We start from the raw sequence: 22440 nt of genomic DNA, 5'->3' as shown, positions 1-22440 counted from the left end.
GCTGGAGAGGGCTGGGGTGAGGAGGAGAAAATATTTTCAATTGAACCAATGCGCCTGCCTGATCCGGAGCGCCACCCGGTCGCCCTTGGCGAGCCGTAACGCCTTAAAGCGTTCGTTCGGCAATTGCGCATACACGGTTGCGCTCGCCTTGCCTTGCCCCCTCGCCTCCCTGGACAATTCGACCCGGATCGCCGAGCCCAAATGTTGCCAGTCTTTCAGGGTGAAAGGCGAAGCGGACGCGTCGACATTTTTTTCGATGTCGATGTCGTGCGGGCGCACATGCGCGGTCAGCGCCTCGGGCTGCTCCAGGATGATGCCGGCCTCTTGCAGCCAGATTTTATCCTCTTTTTCGAGATCGAACACATTGGTCTGCCCGATGAACTTCGACACGAAGGCATTGGCTGGGTGATCGTAAATCTCGCTCGGCGCGCCCTGCTGCTCGATGCGGCCGTGATTCAGCACGACCACCTGGCTCGCGACCTCCATCGCTTCTTCCTGATCGTGCGTCACGAAGATGCTGGTCACGTTCAGTTCATGATGCAGGTTTCTGAGCCATTGGCGCAAGTCCTTGCGCACGCTCGCATCGAGCGCGCCGAACGGCTCGTCGAGCAGCAGCACCGACGGCTCGACCGCCAACGCGCGCGCCAGCGCGATCCGCTGCCGCTGGCCGCCGGACAACTGGTCCGGATAGCGGTCGTGCAGCCAGTCCAGCTGCACCAATTGCAGTAACTCGTGCACCTTCTTGCGGATCATCGCTTCGCCGGGACGTTCCTTGCGCGATTTGACGCGAAGACCGAAGGCGATGTTGTCGAACACGGTCATGTGCCGGAACAAGGCATAGTGTTGAAACACGAAGCCGATGCCGCGATGGCTGGCATGCTGTTCGGTCTTGTCCTCTCCGCTCAGCAGCACGCGTCCTGAATCCGGTTGCTCCAGTCCGGCGATGATGCGCAGCAAGGTCGTCTTGCCGCAGCCGGACGGCCCCAACAAGGCGACCAGCTCGCCTTCCGGTATCTCCAGATTGATATGGTCCAGCGCGGAAAAGTTGCCGAAGTTTTTACTGATGTTCGAAAGTAGGATGCTCATAATACGGATTCAGGTGCAGGTTTCAGGAAATCGAGATCCGGTCTCAACGTTTCTTCCATTCCAGGATGCTCTTCAAGACCAGTGTCACGATCGCCAGTCCGGCCAGGATCGAGGCGCTCGCGAAGGCGCCGACGAAGTTGTATTCGTTATAACTGACTTCGACATGCAGCGGCAACGTATTGGTCAGGCCGCGGATATGGCCGGAGACGACCGAGACCGCGCCGAACTCGCCCATCGCCCGCGCATTGCACAGCAAGACGCCGTACAAAAGCCCCCATTTGATATTCGGCAGGGTGATCAGGAAAAAGGTCTTCCAGCCGCCGGCGCCCAGAGACAGCGCGGCTTCTTCCTCTTCGCTGCCCATTTCCTGCATCAGCGGAATCAATTCGCGCGCGACGAAGGGGAAGGTAATGAACAGCGTCGCCAGTACGATACCCGGCACCGCGAAGATGACCTTCAGATCATGCGCCCCAAGCCATTCGCCGAACCAGCCCTGCGCGCCGAACAACAGCACAAAGATCAATCCGGAAATGACCGGAGACACCGAAAACGGCAGATCGATCAAGGTCGTTAAAAGGCTCTTGCCTGGAAATTCGAAGCGGGTGATCGCCCAGGCGGCGGCCACGCCGAAGACGGTGTTCAACGGCACCGTCACCAAGGCGGTCAGCAGCGTCAGCTCGATTGCCGCCTGCGCATCCGGCTGCGTCAGTTCGGACCAGTAGGCTCCCCAACCATTCGCAAAGGCTTCGAAGAGCACGACCGCCAGCGGCAGGCATAAAAACAGAAAGATGAAACCGACCGACACCGCGACCAGGCCCCATTGGACCCAGGGCGCATCGCTGAGGGCAGCCTGGCGGCGCGGGGCTTGATCGATCGCTTCGGAAACAGTTATCGCATTCATCGGGCTAGGCTCCTAGAGTTGCCCCGAGCGCTTCCGCACCCAGTATTGCAGTAAATTGATCACCAGCAGCAGCAAGAACGAAATGACCAGCAAGGTCAGCGCAATCGCGGTCGCGCCGGCGTATTCGTATTGTTCCAGCTTGGTGATGATCATCAACGGCACGATTTCGGAGACATAGGGCAGATTGCCGGCGATGAAGATCACCGAGCCGTATTCACCGATGCCGCGCGCGAACGCCAGCGCGAAACCGGTCAGCAAAGCCGGAAACACATTCGGAAAGATCACCTTCAAAAACACCTGCAGGCGGGTCGCGCCGAGCGTCGAGGCAGCTTCTTCCATGGTCGTGTCGAACTCCTGCAACACCGGCTGCACGGTCCTGACCACGAACGGCAGGGCGATGAAAATCAGCGCGATCACGATACCGGCCGGGTTGTAGGCGATCTTGACCCCGAACGACTCCGCGATGAATTTGCCGAGAAATCCGCCGGGCTGATAGATCGTCGCCAACACGATGCCGGCCACCGCGGTCGGCAGCGCGAACGGCAGATCGATCAGCGCATCGAGCACGCGCTTGCCGGGAAACGGATAGCGAACGAAGGTCCAGGCGATGATGAAGCCGAAAAAGCTGGCGATTGCCGCGGCGATCAAAGACGTCGCGAAACTGACCCGGAACGAAGCCAGCACCCGCTTGTTCAGGATGATGTCCAGGTATTCGTCCCAACTGAGGAAAAGGCTTTTGAAGACCAATGTGCTGAGCGGAATCAGCACGACAAGCCCCAAATAGAACAGGGTAAAGCCGAGGGCCGGACGAAAACCCGGCAGGATATGACTTTGTCTCATGAATTTTACTGTTCGTATATTTGATCGAAGATGCCGTTATCGTCGAAATGCACTTCCTGCACCTCGTCCCAACTGCCGAACACGTCGTTCACCTTAAACAGATCCAGTTTTGGGAAGCGCGCGACATCGGCAGGATCGGCATATTTGGGCTCGCTGGGGCGGTAAAAATGCTTGGCCGCCAATTTCTGCCCGGTCGGTGAATAGAGGAATTGCAGATAGGCTTCCGCCAGATCGCGGGTCTTGTGCTTATCGACAATTTCGTCAACGATCGTGACCGGCGTTTCAGCCAGAATGCTGCTCGGCGGCGCCACGATGTCGACCTTGCCTTCGCCCAGTTCCTTGATCGCCAGATACGCCTCGTTTTCCCAGGTTAAGAGCACATCGCCGATTTCGCGTTGCAGGAAGGTCGTGGTCGCGCCGCGCGCGCCCGAATCGAGCACCGGCACATTTTTATACAGCTTCTTCACGAAGTCCTTGGCGGCATCCTTGCTGCCGTATTTCTTTTCGGCGAACGCCCAGGCCGCCAGATAGTTGTAGCGCGCGCCGCCCGAGGTTTTCGGATTCGGCGTCACGACCGAGACGCCGTCCTTGACCAAGTCGTCCCAGTTCTTGATGTTTTTCGGATTGCCCTTGCGCACCAGAAAAACGATCGTCGAGGTATAAGGGATATTCTTGTTCGGCAGGCGCGATTGCCAGTCTTTCGGCAGCAGTTTCGTTCTTCTGGCGATGTTGTCGATGTCGTAGGTAATCGCCAAGGTCAGCACGTCGGCTTCCAGGCCGTCGATGACCGCACGCGCCTGCTTGCCCGCGCCGCCGTGCGATTGATTGATGTCGACCGTTTCGCCGGTCTTTTCCCGCCAATACTTCACAAACTCCTGGTTGAAGTCCTGATACAACTCGCGGGTCGGGTCATAGGAGACGTTCAGCAAGGTGCGGTTCGCGAAAGCGGTGCCGCTGAGCAGCAACGCCGCCGCCAGCAGGCCTGTTTTCAATACGGTTTTGGTTTTCATCTGTTCACTCGCAGTTAAGGAATAAAAAATCGTTGTCGCTATCTTAGGCTTTGCGGCTCTCAATCAAAAACGATATATTCTGAGCTAGTTATCTGTTTTTTAGATAATGAATTGATCATTTGAACGCATTCAGCGTCAGTTCCAGATAGAAAAAATCGGTGTCATCGGCAAAAGCGCCCGCAGCGCCGCCATTCGATGCCACCATTCTGTTGCGCACAAAATCGCCGGTCGTGAAATGCGAATAGCCGACGGTGGTTTTGACATGGGCAAACGGTTCATAGCGCGCCCGGATATCGAACGAGTTGCCGATATAGTCGCCGCTATTACCGGTTCTATCGCGATTGAAATTGTTCGAATCCGAAATACTGAACAGGTTGTTCATGCGGTCCTTGTCGCTGGCGAGCCAATACATGCCGAAACCGGTGTCGATACTGAGCTTTTTGGTGGGCTGAAACTCCAGTCTGATTTTAGGGGCGCTGACGTTTTCCATGACGATGTAGTCATCCGCGCTCCAGGGCCTTGCAAAACCGAAGAAGCGCTCGAAGCGGTTGTTCTTGGTGTCGTTCGGATCTTTGTCGCCGCTGGCGTATCCATACTGTGCGCTGATTCTGGGCTTCCAGGGATGATCGAAGGTATAGCCGGCCTCAAAGGTAAAGCCGAAAGCATCCTGTTGCAGAGCTTTTCCTGAGTTTCTGTCATTGCTGCGGCCAAATTGATACATCGCGTCCATATCCCAGTTGAAACCGGTACCCGGAATAAAACCGTAGGCGCGCAGGGCGGGTGCGATGATATCCCGATTATCCCTCTCACCTGCAACTCCAGAATCTTCTTTTCTTAACCCCAAATAATAAGGCTCCAGGGTGATCCACTTGCTCCACTTGCGCCAGTGTCCGATCGCACCGTAAAACCATTGTTGTTCGATGGGTTTGTCGGTGTTGTACTTGAGACGATCCAGGGGTTGCAGCGCCAACCCATCAACACTCCAGTCGTTTTTGTCCTGGCCCAGTGCTACCTGAAAGCCCTGGAAGGTGTTGGTCGTGTTGCGCCATTCGTTGCTGGCGATCAAGCGGCGGTCGAGAAATTCGAAATTGAAGCGGCCCGCTTTGATGCTTAACGGCCGGTTATTGCCCAGATCGTCCTTACCCAGCGCATCCTTGAAAAACAATTCGCCGTAAGCGGTGATGAACTCGAATTCGTTCACATCACGGTTATCCGGGGCAAAGCGGCTGTTGTAGCGCCGGGAATCCTGTATTTCGACCGCGAAACGGAATGGGTCCAGGATTTCCTTGAGCCCCAGATAGGCGCGCGTTTTCAGCAACACCGGCTCATCGACGCCGCCCGCGTAAGAACGTGTTGCCGCAGGCCCCGCATCGGGAAGCGGATTGCTGCGGCGAATATCATCGTCGCGATGTTCGTAGCGCGTCCTTTGCTCAAAACCGACATCCAGCCAGGTAATGTCCCGGACCGCATCGATGCCGGTTTTGCTCAAATTGACGGTATAGGGCGGCGGCGTTGAAAGCCGCTTGGTGCCGTAGGTACCGGGCTCCTTGTAATAGCCATCCTTTTGGGCGGCTTCCGCAGCAATTTCCGCTTTGACTTCTTTTTTTCTGGCCTCGATTTTCGCTTTCAGTTCGGCGTCAGACTCGCCCGCTGCCAAGGCAAGCGGCGAGGCGGAAATGCCGATCATGCCGTTAACGGCTGTCGCTAACAATAGAAGTTGACTCGTTTTCATAATTCACTCGCTGTACAGCCTTCTCCGGTTATCCGGTCACGCGCTGCCAAAAAATAATTTGCTGCCAATCCTCGGTGTTCCGCTGGATTTCGATAGGCCTATTTGGAGGAATGCTCCAGCCTTAACTTTTCTTTGCGTTCGATCTGCACGACCTTGCTGTCGTGCACGACGATTTCGATAGAGCCAAAACGGATGCCTTCCAGCATCTGGCTAATCTGATGCGCGATTTCAAGGTGTTGAGGTTTGTTGTGACTGTTTTCAACGTGATTGGCCATGCCTGTACTCCATGCAAAAAGTCTTGTTGGAAAGAATTTTAAATAGGTGATTGAATTTAAAAAAACGATATTATTAGATTTCCATATCTGTTTTTCAGAAGCCCAAGCCAAAGGCTCTATCAGAAAAACGCTATCGCCATGGCTAAAAGCGCGCAACGATCTCGCTACAACCGGCAAACCGCATCTTTCAGGATCGGAAAAAGTTTTTGTTGCGGCTGGAGCAACCGTGATACATTAAAGCGACTAATTAAGTTAGTTAGAATCAATGCAGCCAACCACCGCCGTCGGCAATACGCCATCATTCACTCGAGGTTAGTCATGAGCCAAATTCCAGGACCAGAGGAGATTTTTGGAAGCCAGGGTATCACTCAGGAAGATCAGAATTATCAAGGTTCCCGTTTCGGCGACGTCAAAACCGCGCTGTTCGCCAACCCCTATCAAAAAATCTGGGGTGCCCCGAACGAGCCGCCGTTGCCCTACTATAAAACCACCAACAAGAGCACCTATGCCGGCATCCTGCCGGGCGGCCAACCGCCGCAATTCACGCTGGCTGCGATCCGGGCCCTGGATTCCTCGGCGGATCTGCGCTGGGGAGAGGACGGCCGCGGCTTTCGACGCTTACTGCGTCCGAACGGCGTCTGCGCGCTCGGCACCTGGCAGATCAGCGAAGACAATCCCTATACCGGTTATTTCCAAAAAGGCAGCCAGGGCTTGGCGATCGCCCGGATCAGCGCCGGCGTGACGAAAACGCCCTGGGGGATCAGGCGCAGCTATGGCCTGTTTTTGAAGATTTTCCCGACCCTGGACGAAAACCATCAGGAATTGCTGCCGACGGCGAACGTGATTCTCGCGGACGATTTGGGCGGCACCACGGCGACCCGGATCACCGGCGCAGAACTGACCAATGCGCCGCAGGTGACCGTCTGGAATCGGGGCAACGAATTGCCGACGGTGCTGCAAGAAGGCGTGTTATTCAAGTTTCTCGACCTGAAGCCCTCGGTCCGTCAGGTCTATCCGATCGCCGAACTCGGCAAGCCGGCCGGTGCCGCGACCCATGCGCCGGAATTCATGCGCTTGCAAATGGCCCCGGGCCATCCGGCATCCGAAGCGGACGATGCGCGCGATGAAGTGATGAGTTATATCTTCGACAAGGGCAACCCGGTTCCCCAGCGCACGTTGAGCTTCGACATCTCGGTCTCCGATCACGGCAAACGCGCCTTGCTGCCGAAAGGCGAAAGACAGACGATCACCGACTGGCAAACCATCGGCAAAGTCAATTTCAACAATGCAGTGGTCTCGTATAACGGCGATTTCGTGATCAATTTCCGGCATCCCACGTGGCGGGAAGACCGCAACGATCCTGACAGTGCCTTGCGGCAAGGCGGCAAAAGGGTGAAGTGGTGGTGAGCCTTAGGATGCGGCAAGGGAAACCGACCAGAACCACCTAACCCTCAGGCATCGCTTCCAGCCGCTTGCTGGCTGTCCCCCCAATCTTCGATAGCCGAGACTGGCAAGGCCGGAGTGGCCTGTCGGCTGCCGGGCGGCTAGGCACAATACTAAGCCGCCCTAATCCTCGTGCTGGCTCGTGCATCTCCCAAAAAGCCATTGCCTAATCGTCCAGGTTTTATCTGCGTTCACATGGTGTTAATATAATCCTGTCAGACTTGTTCCAGCTTTTCTTGATTCTTCAGGGTATTACTTTTAACTCTTCATGTGGTTTGGAAATATCATGAAAAAATTCGATTCGATCAGAGGTTTCTTTTTCGGATTAGTTATCACGCTGGCGCTCGCCGGCTGCGCGGGCAGCAAGCAGCACGAAAGCACCGGCGAATATTTCGACGACGTGTTTTTGACCACCAAGGTCAAATCCTCGATTCTTGGCGATGCCAGAACCAAGTTTCTGCAGATCCATGTCGAAACCTTCAAGGGCGTCGTCCAGTTGAGCGGTTTTGTCGACTCCCAGGACGCCGCGGATCGGGCCGTGCATCTGGCGCGCACGATCAAGGGCGTCAGGCAGGTCAACAACAGTTTGATCGTCAAGTAATCCGGGCAGTTACCGGCTGTTCACGTTATTGCGTTTTGTTTTTATGTCTTATGGAAATATCATGAAAAAATTCACTTCATTCCTGCGTTTTTTATTGGGGCTGTTGATCGTTGCCTCGCTGGCCGGCTCTCTGGCCGGCTGTGCAAGCAGCAAGAAATCGGAAAGTACCGGCGAATATCTTGATGATTCGGTGCTGACCACCAAGGTCAAGGCGTCGATTCTTGGGGATTCCAAACTCAAGGTCATGCAGATCGATGTCGAAACCTTCAAGGGCATCGTCCAGTTGAGCGGCTTTGTCGATTCCCAGGAAGCCGCCGAGCGCGCCGTACGTCTGGCGCGCACGGTCAGAGGCGTCAAGCAGGTCAATAATAGCTTGATCGTGAAGTAAAACAGGCAGGAAAACGCGGCGATGCAGGGAGGCAATCGCCGCGCTTCATTCAGTAAAGGGGGAAAGCCCCGTGTGTTAAGGCGTCAGGCGCTGAGCGCTGCCTGATTTATGCCGTTTCCTTGGTCTTCAGCATCCCGGCCAGATGGCGTAGCGCCTGTCCGCGATGGCTCAAGGCATTCTTGACTTCCGGCGCCAACTCCGCCGAAGCGCACTGGTGCGTCGGCACCCAGAATACCGGGTCATAACCGAAGCCGTTGCTGCCGGCCGGCCGGGTCAAAATCTTGCCTTCCCAGACTCCCTGCGCGATGATCGGTGTCGGATCGGCGCCATGCCGCATGAACGCCAGCACGCAGATGAAGCGCGCGCTGCGCTGCGCTTCCGACACGCCCTCGAGTTCTTTCAGCAATTTTTGCAGATTGTCCAGGTCGCTGCTGCCGGGCCCCGCGTAGCGCGCGGAATACACGCCGGGCGCACCGTCCAGCGCATCGACAACCAGCCCCGAATCGTCCGCAATCGCGGGCAGGCCGCTAAGCTTTGCCGCATGTCGGGCCTTGATGATCGCGTTTTCGACGAAGGTGGTGCCGGTTTCCTCCACATCGCCGATAGCGAAATCGGATTGCGGCACGATCGGGTGCTCGGCCAGCAGCGCCTGAATTTCCCGGATTTTTCCCGGATTGCCGCTGGCCAGCACGATTTTTTGGTGTGTTGTGATCTTCAGCATTTTTCCAGCGCTTCCCGCTGCTTTTCGATCAATTGCTTGATGCCGAGTCCTGCCAGATCGAGCATCGCATCTAACTCGTCCTTTCTGAACGCATGCCCTTCGGCGGTGCCTTGGACTTCGATAAACGCGGCCGCATCGTTCATCACCACATTCATGTCGGTTTCGGCATTGCTGTCTTCGTTATAGTCCAGATCCAGCACCGGCACGCCGTTGTAAATGCCGACCGAAACCGAGGCGACCTGGCCGTGCAAGGGATTGGTCTTGATCTGCTTCTTTTTGAGCATCTTTTTGACCGCCAGCGACAAGGCGACGAAGCCGCCGGTGATCGCGGCGGTACGGGTGCCGCCGTCGGCCTGCAACACGTCGCAGTCGATCGTGATCGTGTTTTCGCCGAGCGCCTTCAAATCGACCGCGGCGCGCAGCGAGCGGCCGATCAGGCGCTGAATCTCCATCGTGCGTCCGCCCTGTTTGCCGGAGCTGGCTTCGCGTCCCATCCGGCTGTGCGTGGAGCGCGGCAGCATGCCGTATTCGGCGGTGATCCAGCCTTCGCCCTTGCCCTTGAGAAAACGCGGGACCTGGCTGTCGACGCTGGCGGTGCAGAGCACGCGGGTATCGCCGAACTCGACCAGCACGGAGCCTTCCGCATGTTTGGTAAAGCCGCAGGTGAATTTGATTTCTCTCAGTTGATCGGGTTGTCTTCCGCTCGGTCTCATGTGTGTAACGCCAAAATTAAAATCGTCACAGTATACCCGAACTGCCGTTTTTTCGGGGCTCCAAAATATCAATAGATTGATATTTAAAGCAATCCCGCCTTTACATGCGTCTTCTTATTCGGTCCGCAAGGCTTCCAGCGGCTCGAGACGCGCCGCCTTGATCGCCGGGGCGACGCCCGCGGCGATGCCGATCAATACCGACACAGCAAAGGCGGAGAGGATGTAGCTCCAGGCCAGTTCGACTGGCAGTTCGGGCAGCGCATAGCTTATCGCCTGAATCGCCTGAATCGCCAGGATGCCGATCAGGACGCCGGCCAGGCCGCCGGCCATGCTCAACGCGAGCGCCTCGCCGAGAAACAGGCGGAAAATGACCCGGCGTTCCGCGCCGACCGCGCGCAACAGGCCGATCTCGGAGATCCGTTCGGATACCGCGATCGTCATGATGGTCAAGATGCCGACCGAGCCGACCAGCAAGGAGATGCCGCCCAGCGCGGCGACGCCCAAGGTCAGGATATTCAAGACCGAGTCCATCGTTTCGAGCATCTGGTTCTGGGTGATGATCGTGAAATCCTCGAATCCGTGCCGGGCGATCAGCAGCCGCTTGACCGCGTTTTGCACGGAGGCGGCCGACACCGAGGGTTTATACAGCACGTTGATTTCGACCAGGCTTTCGCGGTCGAACATTTCCAGTGCCTTCGCGGCCGGAATATACAGTGTGTCGTCCATGTCGAAACCGACCATCTGGCCTTTTTGTTCCATCACGCCGATCACGAGGTAGCGATCGGTGCCGATCCTAATGCGCTGGCCCAAAGGGTTTGCCGTGCCGAACAATTCCGCCGCCATCTTGTGCCCCAGTACGGCGAACGCGCGCGGATTGCCTTCCTCGGCGGGCAGGAAGCGGCCGACCGCCGTTTTGACGCGCCAGACCTCCGGCACCGCGCTGCCCACCCCCAGCACATTGGTGCGCCGTTGTTTGACGCCGGCCTCGACGCGCACGTTGCCCTGCACGACCGGCACGACCGCGAGCACCGGCGGCAGCCTGCCCAGCGCGGCCGCATCGTCGATAGTCAAGGGCCGCACCGTGCTGATCGTCGCGCCGGAGAGGCCGAAGGTGGTTTTCTTGCCCGGATTGACCGACAACAGATGCGTGCCGAACTGGGTGAATTCGGCCAGCACGAAGGTATGGATGCCGCGCCCGATCGAGGTCAGGATCACCACCGCGGCGATGCCGATCACGAGCCCCAGGGCGGTCAATGACGAGCGCAGTTTATGGCTGATGATCGAGCGATAGGAGAAATGCAATAAATCCAGGATCTGCATGGTCAGCGCTTGCCCAATGCGGCGATCGGATTCAGCTTGGCGGCCTTGCGGGCCGGCAGGAAGCCGAAGGTCAGGCCGTTCAGCAGCGCGATGCCGAGCGCGGCGAGCAATGCCCAGGGCGGCAGTTCGAAAGGAAATGCCGGATAAATCACCTGCAGGCCGGCCAGGGCGAGTTGCCCGAGCAGGGCGCCGACCGTGGCGCCGGCCAGCGACAGCAGCGCGGCTTCGGTCAGAAACAGCGCATGCAGTTGGCCGCGGGTCGCGCCCAGGGCTTTCAGCAGGCCGATTTCGGCGGTGCGCTGGGTCACGCTGACCAGCATCACGTTCATCACCAGGACGCCGGCGACCGCCAGGCTGATCGCGGCGATGCTGGCGACGGTCAGGGTCAGCGCGGTCAATATCTTGTCGAAGGTATTGACCACGCTGTCCTGGGTGATGATCGTGACGTCGTCCTCGCCTTCATGCCGCGCCTTGATGATGGCTCTGACCTCATCGACGGCCTTGTGCATCGCCTGCTCGGATTTGGTTTCGGCCAGAATCCTGAACAGCGACTCGGTATCGAACAAGGCCTGCGCGGAAGCGACCGGAATGATCACCATTTCGTCGAAATCGACGCCGATCGACTCGCCCTCGGAGGCCAACACGCCGATCACCCGGAAACGCCGGTCATTGACCCTGAGCCATTGGCCGACCGCCTGCTGATTCGCGAACAATTCCTTGCGGATCGTCTGGCCGATCACGCAGACCGACAACGCCTGATCGGAGTCCATTTTGGGCAGGAAACTACCCTGCGCCATCGAGAGGTGGCGGACCCGCAGCAACGCCTGGGTCGAGCCGAAAATATTGGTTTCCCGTTCGAGTCCATGCACAGAAACCGGTGCGGAGCCGATCATCAGCGGCGCGATCGCGGCGATATGCGGACTGACCGCCAGCGCCTCGGCATCGCCCAGCGTCATATCGCGCGGCGTTTCGCCGAAGATAGGCGGCTGGCCGCCGGTCGTTTCATTGCGTCCCGGCAGCACGATGACCAGATGCGTGCCGAGCGACTCGAACTCGTGCACGATATAAAGGCGCGCGCTCTCGCCCAGCGCGACCAGGATCGAAACCGACGCGACCCCGATGCTCATCGCCAGAATGATCAAGCCGGCCCTGAGCGGCTGGGATTTGATCGCGAGCAGGGCCTGGCGGAAAAGGTCGCTCGGTAGCATAGCCGGACGCTCAGCGTACCCTGCTTGGTTAGGCCCGCGCCTTATTGTATTGGACCGAGGAATAGACCGAGAGCGCAATCAAGATCGCGCCGGTCAGGCCGGTGATCACTTCGGATATGTGCGTGGTTATGCTCATCAGCATGATGCCGGCCAGGACGCCGATCGCATAGTGCGCGCCGTGCTCCAGAAACACATATTCGTCCAGCGTGCCCTGGCGCACCAGATAGACGGTCAGGCTTCGCACGAACATCGCGCCGATCGCGAGGCCGAGCATAATGATGATCACGTCCTGGGTAATCGCAAATGCGCCGATTACGCCGTCGAAGGAGAACGAGGCGTCGAGCACTTCCAGGTACAGGAAGCTCATCATGCCGGATTTTTTCAACGCCCCCGCAACCTGCTCACCATCGTCCTCGTCTTCAAACAATGCCGCGGCGCTATCGACCATCACGAACAAGATCACGCCGGATACGCCCGCGACCATCACTTCGAGTCGGATTTCGGCCGGTAGCCAGTGCTGAATGAACAACAGCAAGCACAACGCCACGATCAACTCGATCGACTCGAGCTTACCCCAGCCGGCCAACTTTTCTTCGATGGCTCCGAGCCAATGCAGTTCTTTAGCGTCATCAAAAATGAAACCGAAAAAGACCATCAGCAAGAACATGCCGCCGAAGGCCGCGATCTGCACATGCGACTCGGTCAGATGTTGCGCATAAGTCGTCGGGTCGTGCAGCGCCATGTCGGCGACGCCAAACAAACCGATGCCGGTCGCGAACGAGACGATCAGGACCGGAAACAACAGCCGCATGCCGAAAACCGCGATCAGGATGCCCCAGGTCAGAAAGTAATATTGCCAGCGTTCATCCATGCGTTTCAACACCGAGGCGTTGACGACCGCGTTGTCGAACGACAGGCTGACTTCCAGGACGCCCAGAATCAATGCGATAAAGGCACCGGTCAGGCCGCCCCAGTAGAGCGCGATCGCGAGACTCACGACGGTCACGATGATGGAAAGACGAAAGTGCTGCATGCAAAACTCCTGAATGTGTTTTATGGAAGCGTAACTATAAGTCGAATTATCTTAAAATCAATAGTTTTCACGACAAGTTTAACGTTTCGGCTTCAATAAAAGGGTTGGTTACTTCTTTAATAAGCATATTTCATTCCAATGCCATTTTTATCGCTTATAATGGCCTGCTCGATTCTCGGCCAGCGCATCGCCATTCAAGCATTTGGCTCGACTGCCCGGTCAAACCCCGCTGCATTTTGACTCTGTGACATTATGGACTCTTCGAACCAACTCAGCCCAGCACAGTTTTTACAACAACAGCTCCAGGAAGTGATCTCACTGCTCGAAAAGCAGCAGCTGGAAAAATCGCTGCTGGAAAGAAGCCCAGGCGCTAACTACGAGCTTCTCGAAACCGTACTGCGCAAACAGCAGGAAAGCCGTCTGCACGAAAAGCTGGCCGCGCTGCACCCGGCCGATATTGCCTATATTCTCGAATCCTTGCCGCTCGATCAGCGCAAGATTGCCTGGAATGCGATCGAGGCCAGTGATCACGGCCAGGTGCTGGTCGAAGTGTCCGACGCGGTTCGGCAAACGCTGATTTCGAGCATGGAGTCGGAGGATTTGGCGACCGTCGCCGAAAATCTGGATGCCGACGAGATCGCCGAACTGGCCGACGACCTGCCGAAAAACGCGATGTTGAAAATCCTGCGTTCGTTGAACAGCGAGGAGCGCCAGCATGTCAATGCGGTATTGGCTTATGAGGACGACCAGGTCGGCGCGTTCATGGATTTCGGCATGATCACGATCCGCGAAGACCTGACGCTGAAAGCGATCGCGGACTATATCCGTAAACTCGGCAAACTGCCCGGCCATACCGATAAACTGTTCGTGGTCGACCAACAGGATGTCGTGAAAGGCATCCTGCCGCTGTCGCGCCTGTTGACGCATTCACCGATTCTACTCGTCGCAGACGCGATGGTGACCGATTTCGTACAGTTTCAGGTCGACCAGGACGCCTCCGAAGCCTCGCGCGCTTTCGAACGCTACGATCTGATTTCGGCGCCGGTCGTCGACAGCAAAGGCCGGCTGCAAGGGCGGCTATGCGTGGACAGCATCCTCGACTTTATCCGCGAGGAAAACGACGAAGACCGGCTGATCCAGGCCGGCGTCTCCGAGGAAGAAGACCTGTTCTCCAGCGTCTGGAAGAGCGCCCGGAACCGCTGGTCATGGCTGCTGATCAATGTCACGACCGCCTTCCTCTCGACCCGCATCATCGGCCTGTTCGAAGATACGATCCTGCAACTGGTCGCCCTGGCCTCGCTGATGCCGATCATCGCTGCGACCGGCGGCAATACCGGCAATCAGACCAGCATCCTGATCATCCGCTCGCTGGCCCTGGGCCAGATCACCCCGCTCAACGTCAGGCGGCTGATCAGAAAAGAGCTGTCCCTCGCCCTGTTGAACGGCACCTTTATCGGCCTGGTTGTCGGTTCGGTCGCCTATTTCCTGTACCGGGACAAGGCGCTGGCCGGCGTGATGGCGCTCGCGATGTTTTTGAATCTCTTGGTCGCGGTCGTGGCAGGCCTTGCGATTCCGCTGCTTCGGCATAAGTTCGACAAGGACCCCGCCGCCGGCGCGACCGTGATGCTGACCTCGATTACCGATGCGATGGGATTTTTTATCTTCCTGGGACTGGCGAGTGTGTTTTTGTTATGACAGCCGGCGCGCACCTGATCTGACAGAATCAAACTTCGGTTTGGATTGAACGTGACACTGACGGTCTCAGTTCGGCCAACTGCGGTCATTCAGTGGTGGCCTCCAAAGCGGACAAAGCCTCTTCCAGGCTTACCGCCAGACTATTCAAGCGAAACTGCACACCAACGCTGCCAGCTTTCTTAAACCTGAATCAGCCTGCTCCTCGCTTGCGTGACTGAAGTTGAGGCGCAGTTGCCCGCAGCTAGTCACTTGCATAGGCAAGAATGGTTCGCCGGGCATGAAGGCTACACCTGCTTCAATAGCCTTGGGCAAGAGTAGACGAGTGTCAATGCACCGATTGAGAGTAATCCAGAAGAACAGACCGCCGGGTGGAGTCAGCCAACTGGCTATGTCGCCAAAATGGCGACATAGCGCTCCTTCGAAAGAATTTCGACGTTGCCGATAGTTTTCGGCGAGTTCCTCCAAACGCTTGCTGTATTCCGAATCGTTCAATTGTTGTAATACCAGCCACTGGCTGACGCGGTTACTGTGCAAATCTGCCGACTGCTTGAGGCGTGTCAGGAAAGGCAACAAATCCGGAGATGCAACAAGGTAGCCGAGGCGCAATCCTGGTGCCAGACTCTTCGAAAACGATCCTTGGTAAATCCACGGTGCCTGCTGAAGCAGGGCACACACCGGAGTTCGTTCGCATTGGTCATACACCAAGTCGCAGTAAGGGTCGTCCTCAAACAAAGGAAGACGAGCGGTATCGCATGCGTCAGCTAGGGCATTGCGTTGACTTGCATCAAGACAACGACCGCTTGGATTCTGAAAAGTGGGAATGGCATAGGCAAAAGATGGCTTTTCGCGCAGCAATGCTTGCACATCTAGCGCCTCCGCATCGTAAGCAACGAAGCGGGCACCGAAATAGCGGAACACCTGCAAAGCCGCCAGATAGGTTGGCGACTCCACCGCTACTGCAGTGCCGGGATCGATGAACAGTTTGGCGACAAGATCGATGCCTTGCTGCGAACCGGAAAGAATCAACACCTGCTCAGCTGTGCACGTCAACCCTCGTCCGTGCAGTTCTTCGGCAATCCGCTGCCGGAGTTCCCATTCGCCTTCACTGGGGCCGTATTGCAGGATGTGCTGCGGCATGGCGTCCAGGCTGAATTGAGGGAAACTATCGACCGCCGGTAGGCCACCTGCAAAGGAGATCATACCCGGACGATTGACGACGGACAGGATTTCCCGGATCGGTGACGGATGCAGATCGTGGGTACGAGAAGAAAAATGAGTGCTGTTGTGCGGTAACGTAGAATTCATGGCGACCTTTTTATAAACGTCAACAAAGTTGACCTATAGACATACTAATAGCTACACGCATATAATGTCAATATGGTTGACCAAATATCCTCTATCGAGACCCCACCCAATGATAATGCTACGGCTGCTGACACGCTCTCGTCTAAGCCGGACGAAACCTCATTGCGCCTAGCCATCGAGCAGTTTTACTTCGGCTACCGTGCGTTCACCGTACAGCCCGACCGCATTCTCGATCAGCGCGGCCTAGGTCGGGTTCACCACCGCATTCTCTATTTCGTCGGTCGAAATCCGCAGATTTCGGTCAATGCCCTGCTGACCATGCTAAATATTAGTAAGCAGGCGCTGAATGCGCCCTTGCGTCAGTTGATCGAAATGAAACTGATAGAGATGAGCACCGCCGAGCATGACCGGCGTGTGCGGCAATTGTTATTGACCTCGACTGGGGAAAAATTGGAGGCTCAGCTAACTGGTACACAGATGAGGCAGCTACAAGCGGTATTCGAAGAGGCGGGAGCAAGCGCTCAGGATGGCTGGCATCAGGTTATGCATAGATTAAGTATGCAAGGTTGATGCTGTGATGGCACCCGACAAGTACTTGCAGCGGCTTGTCAAAAAGCTATGTTTTTTCCCTTTCGCTGAAGTTTCACGTTCAATGTCGGTTTTGTAGAAGAGCGACTGTCTCCTGTGGGTCGGCAGCAGCGATTCGTGGTGCATGTAAACAGTCATTCCGGAACGTCGGCTTTCAGAAGAGCCCAGTGTCAGCAAGGGTAACCGTAAGGGTTCCTTCGTTTTATGGAGTCTGCAAGCTGTCCGAAAAATCCTCCCTTTTAAGACTCTTGACAATGTACGGCAATTTGCCGCAACATATAAGGAGAGGTTATTCTTATGAGAAACGATACCGCAAACAAAAATGCTCGACTGGAGGCACGAATTACGCCCGATATTCATGCCCTGATAAAGCGAGCCGCTGAACTTCAGGGGCGAACATTATCCGATTTTGTCGTATCGGCAGCCCGCGATGCCGCGATACAAACCATTGAAAAAACCGAGGTAATTAATTTATCTCAGGAAGATCAAATCCGTTTCGCCGAAGCGCTGATAAATCCCGCACCTTTAGCGCCGGCAATGGAACGAGCGATGGATGTCCATAAGAAACTGGTAGGTTCTTTTGAGTGAACATCCATTCACGATCGAGCCTCTCGGTCAGCATGACCGCTCCGGTTTTTCATGCGGGAGCGCTCCGCTCGATCATTATTTTGAACGGCAAGTTTCTCAGGATATTCGCCGCCGGATAACCGCTTGCTATGTCGCGGTTTGCAATGCTTCCAATCAAGTAGCTGGCTTTTATACGCTGTCCGCCGCGCAAATTTCCGTCACGCAATTACCGGATCGTTTCAAAAAGAATTTACCCCGCTATCCTTCTGTACCGGCGGTCAGGATCGGAAGGCTTGCGATCGATATAAAGTTTCAGGGGCAAGGGCTGGGAAGCACCTTGGTTATCAATGCCATTTATCGTTCTATACGCGCCGATATTGCCGCCTACGCCGTAGGCGTGGACGCTAAAGATGACGCCGCTATCGCTTTCTATCGTCATCACGGCTTTTTGGATTTGAATGCGCAAGAGCGCACCCTGTTTGTGCCTCTTGCGCAATTTGCCAAGGCTTTTTCTTTGTTTGATGTTTGATGATTGATCCAATCCGCATCACTCCTGCAAACTTAAGTAAAGCGTCGATCGTGCCACGTTGAGTAGCTTCACCGCATGCAATTTTGTGGAGGCAGATGATTATCCAAAGATTCTTGTTTTTGAGAGAGCGCAGATTGTTCTAAAAATCGTGTTTTTGAGATGCTGATGATGTACTGGTAATGTGTGTACGCTTGTGCTAGATTAGCAAAGAGGAGGTAACCGATATGAAAACGAACAAGCGCAGCAACCGGATTGATCTCCGGATTGATCCGAAAGTCAAAGAAGCACTGCAAGCAGCCGCTTTGCTCAAGCATAAATCGGTCAGCGAGTTCATTCTGGAAAATGCGCTCAGCGCGGCCAATGAAGTTTTGGCGGATCGCCGGCATTTTGGGCTGAATGCCGAACAATGGGAAGCTTTTCAGGCGGCGCTCGACGCCCCGCCGCGTGCCCTGCCGCGGCTTGAACGCTTGATGAGGGAGCCCGGTTTCTTCGATGCCCCTGCCGCGGAAAACTAATCCGCGCATCGAAAAGCTGCAACGCACCCATAACGTTGAGGCTTTCGATTGCGGGCAAGAACATCTCAACCTGTATTTGCAGCGTTATGCGCTGATGAGTCAACGCGCGGACGGGGCGCAGACTTACGTTGGCATAGCGGATAATGTCATCATCGGCTACTACACGCTCCTCGCCGGCAGCGTCGTCTATGAAGATGCCCCCGAGCGATTGACCAAAGGGCTCTCCCGTCAGCCCGTTCCGACGATGTTATTAGGACGTTTCGCGGTAGATCTTGCCTGGCAAGGCAAAGGGGTCGGCGCCGGCCTTTTGCGAGACGCTATGCAGCGCACCGCGCAGGCAGCCGATATTGTCGGCATTCGGGCCTTATTGGTTCATGCAAAGAACGACGAGGCTAAAAGTTTTTACGAGCATTTTAATTTCTTCCCTTCTGCAACAGACCCGTATCACCTGTTCCTTTTGATTAAGGACATCCGCAGAGCCATGGGACTTTAGCCGACGAAAGCACTTATCTCAAATAATAGATCCAAACGACCCGCAAAAAATACTTTCGCTTGTTAACGCCAAAGCGGCCGCCATCGAAGCGCTGGATGATGCGGTTATGATGGAAGTCGTCGGTGTGACAATGGCTTTGGATGAACTCCGAAAAGCCTTGGATGTGCTGCAAGCCCATCTGGATGAACTGGCGTTTGAAGAAGCCTCCCAGGTCGGCTATCAGGACGTGGCGCATCATTTTATGTATCTGCAAAGAACCTTGGCCGGTCTGCAGGCGGTCACGCAGCAAAAGACAGCGCTGATCAGCAGTCTCGCGCAAGAAGCGAACGTCGCCTATGAAAATGTGGCGCCTTATGTGGAGGAGAAGATGCAGTCGGCCCTTAAAAAGACCGAGACCATTGCGCTTTCGGCGGAGGATCTCAACGCTTCTTCGTCGAAACGCTTCTCAACCCGCCAGAGCCATCCGAAGCGCTTCGTCGTGCTTCCCAGATACATCGTGAGCTGTTCGGCGATACACCACCGCCCCACCCGCGTGGCCATCAAAAGCCTTAATTTTCAATCCTGTACAAGGCCGCTGCCCTTGACGGTCCAGGTCCTTTGCGGGCGTTCGTTTGCGCGAAGAGTTTTTTTAAGAGCGAGGGAGAATACCCCGGCAACCGGGAAAACGCGTACAGCCCCAGAAGGCGCTGCCGGCATGCGCTCCTTTCGTGGCATGGCGGAGCACCATCATGGATCCGCATTTGGGGCATGAGGATGAAGTCTGCGGCTGTGGGACCGTCGTCGGGCGGTTCATCAGCAGCGTTGGCTGCGCCGCGCGGGTTTCGTTCATCAAATTGGCTAATTTTTGCCCATCGATCAAGGCGATATTGCTAGCCTCCGTGAAGCGCCGCGCTTCGTCCGTGAAGACGCCGGAGGTGACGAGATAGCCGCCGGCCGCGCCCCGCGTGGCCATCACGCCCAGAAGTTCGCGCACAACATTGACGCCGACTTTGTAGGCTTTCCAGTGCTTGCATTGCACCAGGTAGGTGTTATCGCTTCCCGGCCCGCAAGACGGCGGTCTTGCAGCGCCGGGCCGAAAAAGCCTTGGACGCGGTGCAAGACATCGCCTGGAAAGCGCAAACCCGCTTGTGTGGACGTTACCGACTGTTGGAGGCGAGGGGTAAGTTGAAGGTGCAGGCCTGTACCGCCATCGCCCGTGAGCTGGCAGGGTTTATCTGGGCGATTGGGCAAACGGTATCGCCGGCAACGGCCAGCGCGGAGTACTCGCAATGATGCAGTGTGTCGGTAGCAGAAGGGGCAACGGTGGGAGAATCCTCGGTAATCCTAGGAGGCGCCCGGTAACGGGATGACCCTCGAACTTAGAGCGAGGCCGCTCCCCGACGAATCGGTTGTCATGCGGTAACCAACCCGCGCATATCAGACTGATCAACCGTCGGCAAACCGCCCGTTCTGCTACCCACACACTGGATGATGCGTTTAAAAAATTGTTTTTAGAGATATTGACAGGTCAATACATATCAGGATCGATCCTGCCCAATACGTCGCTTAAGGTGTCGTGGGATGGGATACCGTTTGGCAACTCCAGAAATCCGCGCAGCCAGGCCTCTTTCTCCTCGGCAAACTCTTCCATGCCTACCCAGTCTTCTATGCCGCTCAGCACGGCACATAAGACAATCATTAAAATATCGCTCAGCTTGTGCAGCTTGTTTTTCGTTTCCCGGCGTGGGTCTTTGAGGTCTTGAAAATACGGCATCGGATTGGGCAACATCCTTGTTCTCTCTGCAAATCGTTAATTGTATGCTCCTTTACCTGTCAAAAGCGAGATAGCGCGATTGCCCTGCCCCTTGGGTAACCTCAACATCGACATCGACAGCAAGGGCCTCATAGATACCGTCGTTTTCAGTATCCAGCAGGCGATAATTTGCAGTATCCGGGAATTGGAGCCCGCCTATGGTTGCCGCTGCATTCGCGATTAGTGCAGCGAGTAGGATGGGTAGAGGCGCTAGCCGAAACCCCTCAATCATAATCCCAATCATCCGTTTCGCTCCCTCTCAGCCTCTTTTAGAATCCAATTGTAATAGGATGACAACTATTCTGACAGAGGGAGCCCTAACGCTTTCCTGATTTACCGTTCCTGCGCTTTTCAAGTAAGCGCAAAATGACGAAAGTCAGCCAGCCGACCACGACCAGGCCAAGGGTAAAAATACTGTAAGAGAGTGGCCAGGGAATCCCTTGCGTCATCATCGTGAATTCCGACATGCCGCCGATGCTGGCCAAGATATTCAGCGGCATAAAAATCACACTGACGACGGTCAAGCGCTTGATGACCTTGTTCTGGTTGATGTTGATGAAGCCGACGGCCGCATCCATCAGGAAGTTGATCTTGTCGAAAAGAAAAGCCGTGTGGCCGTCCAGCGATTCGATGTCGCGCAGAATCTGCTGGGAGTACTCCAGTTGGTCTTTGGCGAGCAACTTGCTGCGCATCAGGAACGAAACCGCACGCCGCGTATCCATCACGTTCCTGCGAATCCGCCCGTTCAGATCCTCTTCATTGGCGATGTCATTCAAGATTTTGGCGGCCTCCTCATCGCTCATTTGTTTGCTCAGCACCTGATTGCCGACAACTTCCAGCGCCAGATAGACATCTTCCAGGGCGCCGGCCGAATACTCGGCATTGACGGCGTAGAGATCGAGCAGCATCTCCCTGGAGTCCGAAACATAGTTGGGCTGGCTCAGCGCGCGCATACGCTGGAGCCGGAAGACCGGCAGTTCCTTCTTGCGAATCGAGAACAAAATATCCCGGTACAGGATGAAAGCCACGACCACGTTGTGCGACACGTCATCCTTGTCCAGCAGGAAATCCGAATGCAGGTGAATTTCACCGTTTTCTTCGACATAGAAGCGGGCGCTGGATTCCAGATCGCTCAATTTATCCGGATCGGGAAATTCTATCCCAAAAATATCGCCAATCCAGAGCCGGTCCTCAAACGTCGGCGCCACCAAATCGATCCAAATCGGTTTAGTCTGAAGCAAGTCTTGGGGTGTCTTGATCGAAATCTCGTGCAGGCGGCCGTCTTGTAAATCGAAAGCCTTGATCCTCGGTTTTTCAGTCTTGTAATCCTGTTTTCCGAGGAGTGGCAGAACAGAAGCCGGGGCATCCAGCAGAATGGCTTGCTTGTGTTCATCATCCAGTTGCTCCCAGATCAGCCGCTGATCTTCCGGCGGCAAGGCTTCCAGAATATCGGCAATTTCCTCCGTAGCCATATGATCGAGTATCTGCCGCAACTGCGCCATGTTCTCTTTACGGACCAGCGTTTCCACCAGCTCATGGTGAGGCATGTCCTGCTTATGCACCAAATCTGCGATCAGCTTGTGCTTCAGCAAGATATCGAGTACGGCTTGCCGGCTATTGTGCTCTTTGGCGGCTGGGTCTATTTGCATGTCATCATGATAGGGTTTAGCGCATTAGAATTCGGC

General features: G+C 55.8%; 26 protein-coding genes. 11 read left to right on the top strand and 15 right to left on the bottom strand.

Annotated features, from left to right (window positions below; genetic code table 11):
* Nucleotides 1-36 precede the first annotated feature (36 nt).
* The 6 genes from METLA_RS0115860 to METLA_RS22150 form a co-directional block, all read right to left on the bottom strand.
* A complete protein-coding gene (locus METLA_RS0115860) occupies nucleotides 37-1086 on the bottom strand; it encodes a sulfate/molybdate ABC transporter ATP-binding protein (RefSeq protein ID WP_024299484.1) in 1050 nt (349 codons plus the stop codon).
* A gap of 43 nt (nucleotides 1087-1129) precedes the next feature.
* Entirely contained in the window at nucleotides 1130-1987 is an 858-nt protein-coding gene (cysW, locus tag METLA_RS0115855) for a sulfate ABC transporter permease subunit CysW (protein WP_024299483.1), read from the bottom strand.
* Nucleotides 1988-1999: 12 nt separating this feature from the next.
* Complete coding sequence (gene cysT / locus METLA_RS0115850; protein WP_024299482.1) at nucleotides 2000-2827, bottom strand: sulfate ABC transporter permease subunit CysT; 828 nt, start codon at nucleotides 2825-2827, stop codon at nucleotides 2000-2002.
* Nucleotides 2828-2832: 5 nt separating this feature from the next.
* Complete coding sequence (locus tag METLA_RS0115845) at nucleotides 2833-3837, bottom strand: sulfate ABC transporter substrate-binding protein (protein WP_024299481.1); 1005 nt, start codon at nucleotides 3835-3837, stop codon at nucleotides 2833-2835.
* Nucleotides 3838-3952: 115 nt separating this feature from the next.
* Nucleotides 3953-5569, bottom strand: coding sequence for an alginate export family protein (locus METLA_RS0115840; protein WP_024299480.1), 1617 nt, complete (start codon nucleotides 5567-5569; stop codon nucleotides 3953-3955).
* Between the two features lie 98 nt (nucleotides 5570-5667).
* Entirely contained in the window at nucleotides 5668-5844 is a 177-nt protein-coding gene (locus METLA_RS22150) for a YezD family protein (protein WP_084480156.1), read from the bottom strand.
* A 46-nt stretch (nucleotides 5845-5890) separates the two neighbouring features.
* Here METLA_RS22150 and METLA_RS22695 point away from each other — a divergent pair, with 46 nt between their 5' ends.
* From METLA_RS22695 to METLA_RS0115820, 4 genes are all read left to right on the top strand, one after another.
* Nucleotides 5891-6082: a hypothetical protein gene (locus METLA_RS22695; protein WP_152539458.1), complete on the top strand. Its 192-nt coding sequence runs from the start codon at nucleotides 5891-5893 to the stop codon at nucleotides 6080-6082.
* A gap of 80 nt (nucleotides 6083-6162) precedes the next feature.
* On the top strand, nucleotides 6163-7251 hold the full coding sequence (locus METLA_RS0115830; RefSeq protein ID WP_024299479.1) for a hypothetical protein: 1089 nt from the start codon (nucleotides 6163-6165) through the stop codon (nucleotides 7249-7251).
* A gap of 322 nt (nucleotides 7252-7573) precedes the next feature.
* Entirely contained in the window at nucleotides 7574-7888 is a 315-nt protein-coding gene (locus METLA_RS0115825; RefSeq protein ID WP_024299478.1) for a BON domain-containing protein, read from the top strand.
* Nucleotides 7889-7949: 61 nt separating this feature from the next.
* A complete protein-coding gene (locus METLA_RS0115820; protein ID WP_024299477.1) occupies nucleotides 7950-8276 on the top strand; it encodes a BON domain-containing protein in 327 nt (108 codons plus the stop codon).
* 106 nt (nucleotides 8277-8382) lie between these two features.
* Here METLA_RS0115820 and rdgB read toward each other — a convergent pair whose 3' ends face one another.
* From rdgB to METLA_RS0115795, 5 genes are all read right to left on the bottom strand, one after another.
* Complete coding sequence (rdgB, locus tag METLA_RS0115815; protein WP_029646721.1) at nucleotides 8383-8997, bottom strand: RdgB/HAM1 family non-canonical purine NTP pyrophosphatase; 615 nt, start codon at nucleotides 8995-8997, stop codon at nucleotides 8383-8385.
* Nucleotides 8991-9710, bottom strand: a complete 720-nt coding sequence (gene rph, locus METLA_RS0115810; RefSeq protein ID WP_024299475.1) for a ribonuclease PH — start codon at nucleotides 9708-9710, stop codon at nucleotides 8991-8993. The genes rdgB and rph overlap by 7 nt, the downstream gene beginning before the upstream one ends.
* A 114-nt stretch (nucleotides 9711-9824) precedes the next feature.
* Complete coding sequence (locus METLA_RS0115805) at nucleotides 9825-11030, bottom strand: ABC transporter permease (RefSeq protein ID WP_024299474.1); 1206 nt, start codon at nucleotides 11028-11030, stop codon at nucleotides 9825-9827.
* A gap of 2 nt (nucleotides 11031-11032) precedes the next feature.
* A complete protein-coding gene (locus METLA_RS0115800) occupies nucleotides 11033-12238 on the bottom strand; it encodes an ABC transporter permease (RefSeq protein ID WP_024299473.1) in 1206 nt (401 codons plus the stop codon).
* Between the two features lie 28 nt (nucleotides 12239-12266).
* Nucleotides 12267-13271, bottom strand: coding sequence for a DUF475 domain-containing protein (locus METLA_RS0115795; protein WP_024299472.1), 1005 nt, complete (start codon nucleotides 13269-13271; stop codon nucleotides 12267-12269).
* Between the two features lie 252 nt (nucleotides 13272-13523).
* Here METLA_RS0115795 and mgtE point away from each other — a divergent pair, with 252 nt between their 5' ends.
* Nucleotides 13524-14966 carry a magnesium transporter gene (gene mgtE, locus METLA_RS0115790; RefSeq protein ID WP_024299471.1) on the top strand — a complete coding sequence of 481 codons (1443 nt, stop codon included), beginning with the start codon at nucleotides 13524-13526 and terminating at the stop codon, nucleotides 14964-14966.
* Nucleotides 14967-15110: 144 nt separating this feature from the next.
* Here the strand turns inward: mgtE and METLA_RS0115785 are convergent, their stop codons facing one another.
* The gene (locus METLA_RS0115785; RefSeq protein ID WP_024299470.1) at nucleotides 15111-16271 is read right to left on the bottom strand and encodes an aminotransferase-like domain-containing protein; all 1161 of its coding nucleotides are present in this window, start codon (nucleotides 16269-16271) and stop codon (nucleotides 15111-15113) included.
* Nucleotides 16272-16343: 72 nt separating this feature from the next.
* Between METLA_RS0115785 and METLA_RS0115780 the strand changes: the two genes are divergently transcribed.
* The 5 genes from METLA_RS0115780 (at nucleotide 16344) to METLA_RS0115760 (ending at nucleotide 18963) form a co-directional block, all read left to right on the top strand.
* Nucleotides 16344-16841 (top strand): MarR family winged helix-turn-helix transcriptional regulator, encoded by a 498-nt coding sequence (locus METLA_RS0115780; protein WP_024299469.1) that lies wholly within the window; start codon nucleotides 16344-16346, stop codon nucleotides 16839-16841.
* Nucleotides 16842-17156: 315 nt separating this feature from the next.
* Nucleotides 17157-17447: a type II toxin-antitoxin system TacA family antitoxin gene (locus METLA_RS0115775; protein WP_024299468.1), complete on the top strand. Its 291-nt coding sequence runs from the start codon at nucleotides 17157-17159 to the stop codon at nucleotides 17445-17447.
* Nucleotides 17440-17955 (top strand): GNAT family N-acetyltransferase, encoded by a 516-nt coding sequence (locus METLA_RS0115770; protein ID WP_024299467.1) that lies wholly within the window; start codon nucleotides 17440-17442, stop codon nucleotides 17953-17955. Before METLA_RS0115775 ends, METLA_RS0115770 begins: the two co-directional genes overlap by 8 nt.
* 224 nt (nucleotides 17956-18179) lie before the next feature.
* Nucleotides 18180-18470 carry a type II toxin-antitoxin system TacA family antitoxin gene (locus METLA_RS0115765; protein ID WP_024299466.1) on the top strand — a complete coding sequence of 97 codons (291 nt, stop codon included), beginning with the start codon at nucleotides 18180-18182 and terminating at the stop codon, nucleotides 18468-18470.
* Nucleotides 18448-18963, top strand: a complete 516-nt coding sequence (locus tag METLA_RS0115760; protein WP_024299465.1) for a GNAT family N-acetyltransferase — start codon at nucleotides 18448-18450, stop codon at nucleotides 18961-18963. Before METLA_RS0115765 ends, METLA_RS0115760 begins: the two co-directional genes overlap by 23 nt.
* Nucleotides 18964-19591: 628 nt before the next feature.
* On the opposite strand, the gene METLA_RS23975 is transcribed toward METLA_RS0115760, so the two are convergent.
* Nucleotides 19592-19984, bottom strand: coding sequence for a restriction endonuclease (locus METLA_RS23975; RefSeq protein ID WP_425411761.1), 393 nt, complete (start codon nucleotides 19982-19984; stop codon nucleotides 19592-19594).
* A 38-nt stretch (nucleotides 19985-20022) separates the two neighbouring features.
* On the opposite strand from METLA_RS23975, the gene METLA_RS0115740 reads away from it, so the two are divergent.
* Nucleotides 20023-20235: a hypothetical protein gene (locus METLA_RS0115740; protein ID WP_024299461.1), complete on the top strand. Its 213-nt coding sequence runs from the start codon at nucleotides 20023-20025 to the stop codon at nucleotides 20233-20235.
* A gap of 235 nt (nucleotides 20236-20470) precedes the next feature.
* Here METLA_RS0115740 and METLA_RS0115735 read toward each other — a convergent pair whose 3' ends face one another.
* On the bottom strand, nucleotides 20471-20731 hold the full coding sequence (locus METLA_RS0115735) for an ISAs1 family transposase (RefSeq protein WP_024299460.1): 261 nt from the start codon (nucleotides 20729-20731) through the stop codon (nucleotides 20471-20473).
* A 341-nt stretch (nucleotides 20732-21072) separates the two neighbouring features.
* Nucleotides 21073-22404 (bottom strand): CorA family divalent cation transporter, encoded by a 1332-nt coding sequence (locus METLA_RS0115725; protein WP_024299458.1) that lies wholly within the window; start codon nucleotides 22402-22404, stop codon nucleotides 21073-21075.
* Between the last annotated feature and the right edge of the window lie 36 nt (nucleotides 22405-22440).

This window comes from Methylomicrobium lacus LW14, from assembly GCF_000527095.1.
GTDB classification, from domain to species: domain Bacteria; phylum Pseudomonadota; class Gammaproteobacteria; order Methylococcales; family Methylomonadaceae; genus Methylomicrobium; species Methylomicrobium lacus.
This window is presented reverse-complemented; position numbering and strand designations above follow the sequence as displayed.

Excerpts from the sequence above, each read along its gene's own strand:
- METLA_RS0115735 (WP_024299460.1), bottom strand. The coding sequence starts at position 20,731 with ATGTTGCCCAATCCGATGCCGTATTTTCAAGACCTCAAAGACCCACGC.
- METLA_RS0115785 (WP_024299470.1), bottom strand. The coding sequence starts at position 16,271 with ATGAATTCTACGTTACCGCACAACAGCACTCATTTTTCTTCTCGTACC.
- METLA_RS0115845 (WP_024299481.1), bottom strand. The coding sequence starts at position 3,837 with ATGAAAACCAAAACCGTATTGAAAACAGGCCTGCTGGCGGCGGCGTTG.
- METLA_RS0115765 (WP_024299466.1), top strand. The coding sequence starts at position 18,180 with ATGAAAACGAACAAGCGCAGCAACCGGATTGATCTCCGGATTGATCCG.
- METLA_RS0115760 (WP_024299465.1), top strand. The coding sequence starts at position 18,448 with ATGCCCCTGCCGCGGAAAACTAATCCGCGCATCGAAAAGCTGCAACGC.
- mgtE (WP_024299471.1), top strand. The coding sequence starts at position 13,524 with ATGGACTCTTCGAACCAACTCAGCCCAGCACAGTTTTTACAACAACAG.
- rdgB (WP_029646721.1), bottom strand. The coding sequence starts at position 8,997 with ATGCTGAAGATCACAACACACCAAAAAATCGTGCTGGCCAGCGGCAAT.
- cysT (WP_024299482.1), bottom strand. The coding sequence starts at position 2,827 with ATGAGACAAAGTCATATCCTGCCGGGTTTTCGTCCGGCCCTCGGCTTT.
- METLA_RS0115805 (WP_024299474.1), bottom strand. The coding sequence starts at position 11,030 with ATGCAGATCCTGGATTTATTGCATTTCTCCTATCGCTCGATCATCAGC.
- METLA_RS0115800 (WP_024299473.1), bottom strand. The coding sequence starts at position 12,238 with ATGCTACCGAGCGACCTTTTCCGCCAGGCCCTGCTCGCGATCAAATCC.
- METLA_RS0115795 (WP_024299472.1), bottom strand. The coding sequence starts at position 13,271 with ATGCAGCACTTTCGTCTTTCCATCATCGTGACCGTCGTGAGTCTCGCG.
- METLA_RS0115825 (WP_024299478.1), top strand. The coding sequence starts at position 7,574 with ATGAAAAAATTCGATTCGATCAGAGGTTTCTTTTTCGGATTAGTTATC.
- cysW (WP_024299483.1), bottom strand. The coding sequence starts at position 1,987 with ATGAATGCGATAACTGTTTCCGAAGCGATCGATCAAGCCCCGCGCCGC.
- METLA_RS0115780 (WP_024299469.1), top strand. The coding sequence starts at position 16,344 with ATGGTTGACCAAATATCCTCTATCGAGACCCCACCCAATGATAATGCT.
- METLA_RS0115840 (WP_024299480.1), bottom strand. The coding sequence starts at position 5,569 with ATGAAAACGAGTCAACTTCTATTGTTAGCGACAGCCGTTAACGGCATG.
- rph (WP_024299475.1), bottom strand. The coding sequence starts at position 9,710 with ATGAGACCGAGCGGAAGACAACCCGATCAACTGAGAGAAATCAAATTC.
- METLA_RS0115820 (WP_024299477.1), top strand. The coding sequence starts at position 7,950 with ATGAAAAAATTCACTTCATTCCTGCGTTTTTTATTGGGGCTGTTGATC.
- METLA_RS0115830 (WP_024299479.1), top strand. The coding sequence starts at position 6,163 with ATGAGCCAAATTCCAGGACCAGAGGAGATTTTTGGAAGCCAGGGTATC.
- METLA_RS0115725 (WP_024299458.1), bottom strand. The coding sequence starts at position 22,404 with ATGCAAATAGACCCAGCCGCCAAAGAGCACAATAGCCGGCAAGCCGTA.
- METLA_RS0115775 (WP_024299468.1), top strand. The coding sequence starts at position 17,157 with ATGAGAAACGATACCGCAAACAAAAATGCTCGACTGGAGGCACGAATT.
- METLA_RS22150 (WP_084480156.1), bottom strand. The coding sequence starts at position 5,844 with ATGGCCAATCACGTTGAAAACAGTCACAACAAACCTCAACACCTTGAA.
- METLA_RS0115860 (WP_024299484.1), bottom strand. The coding sequence starts at position 1,086 with ATGAGCATCCTACTTTCGAACATCAGTAAAAACTTCGGCAACTTTTCC.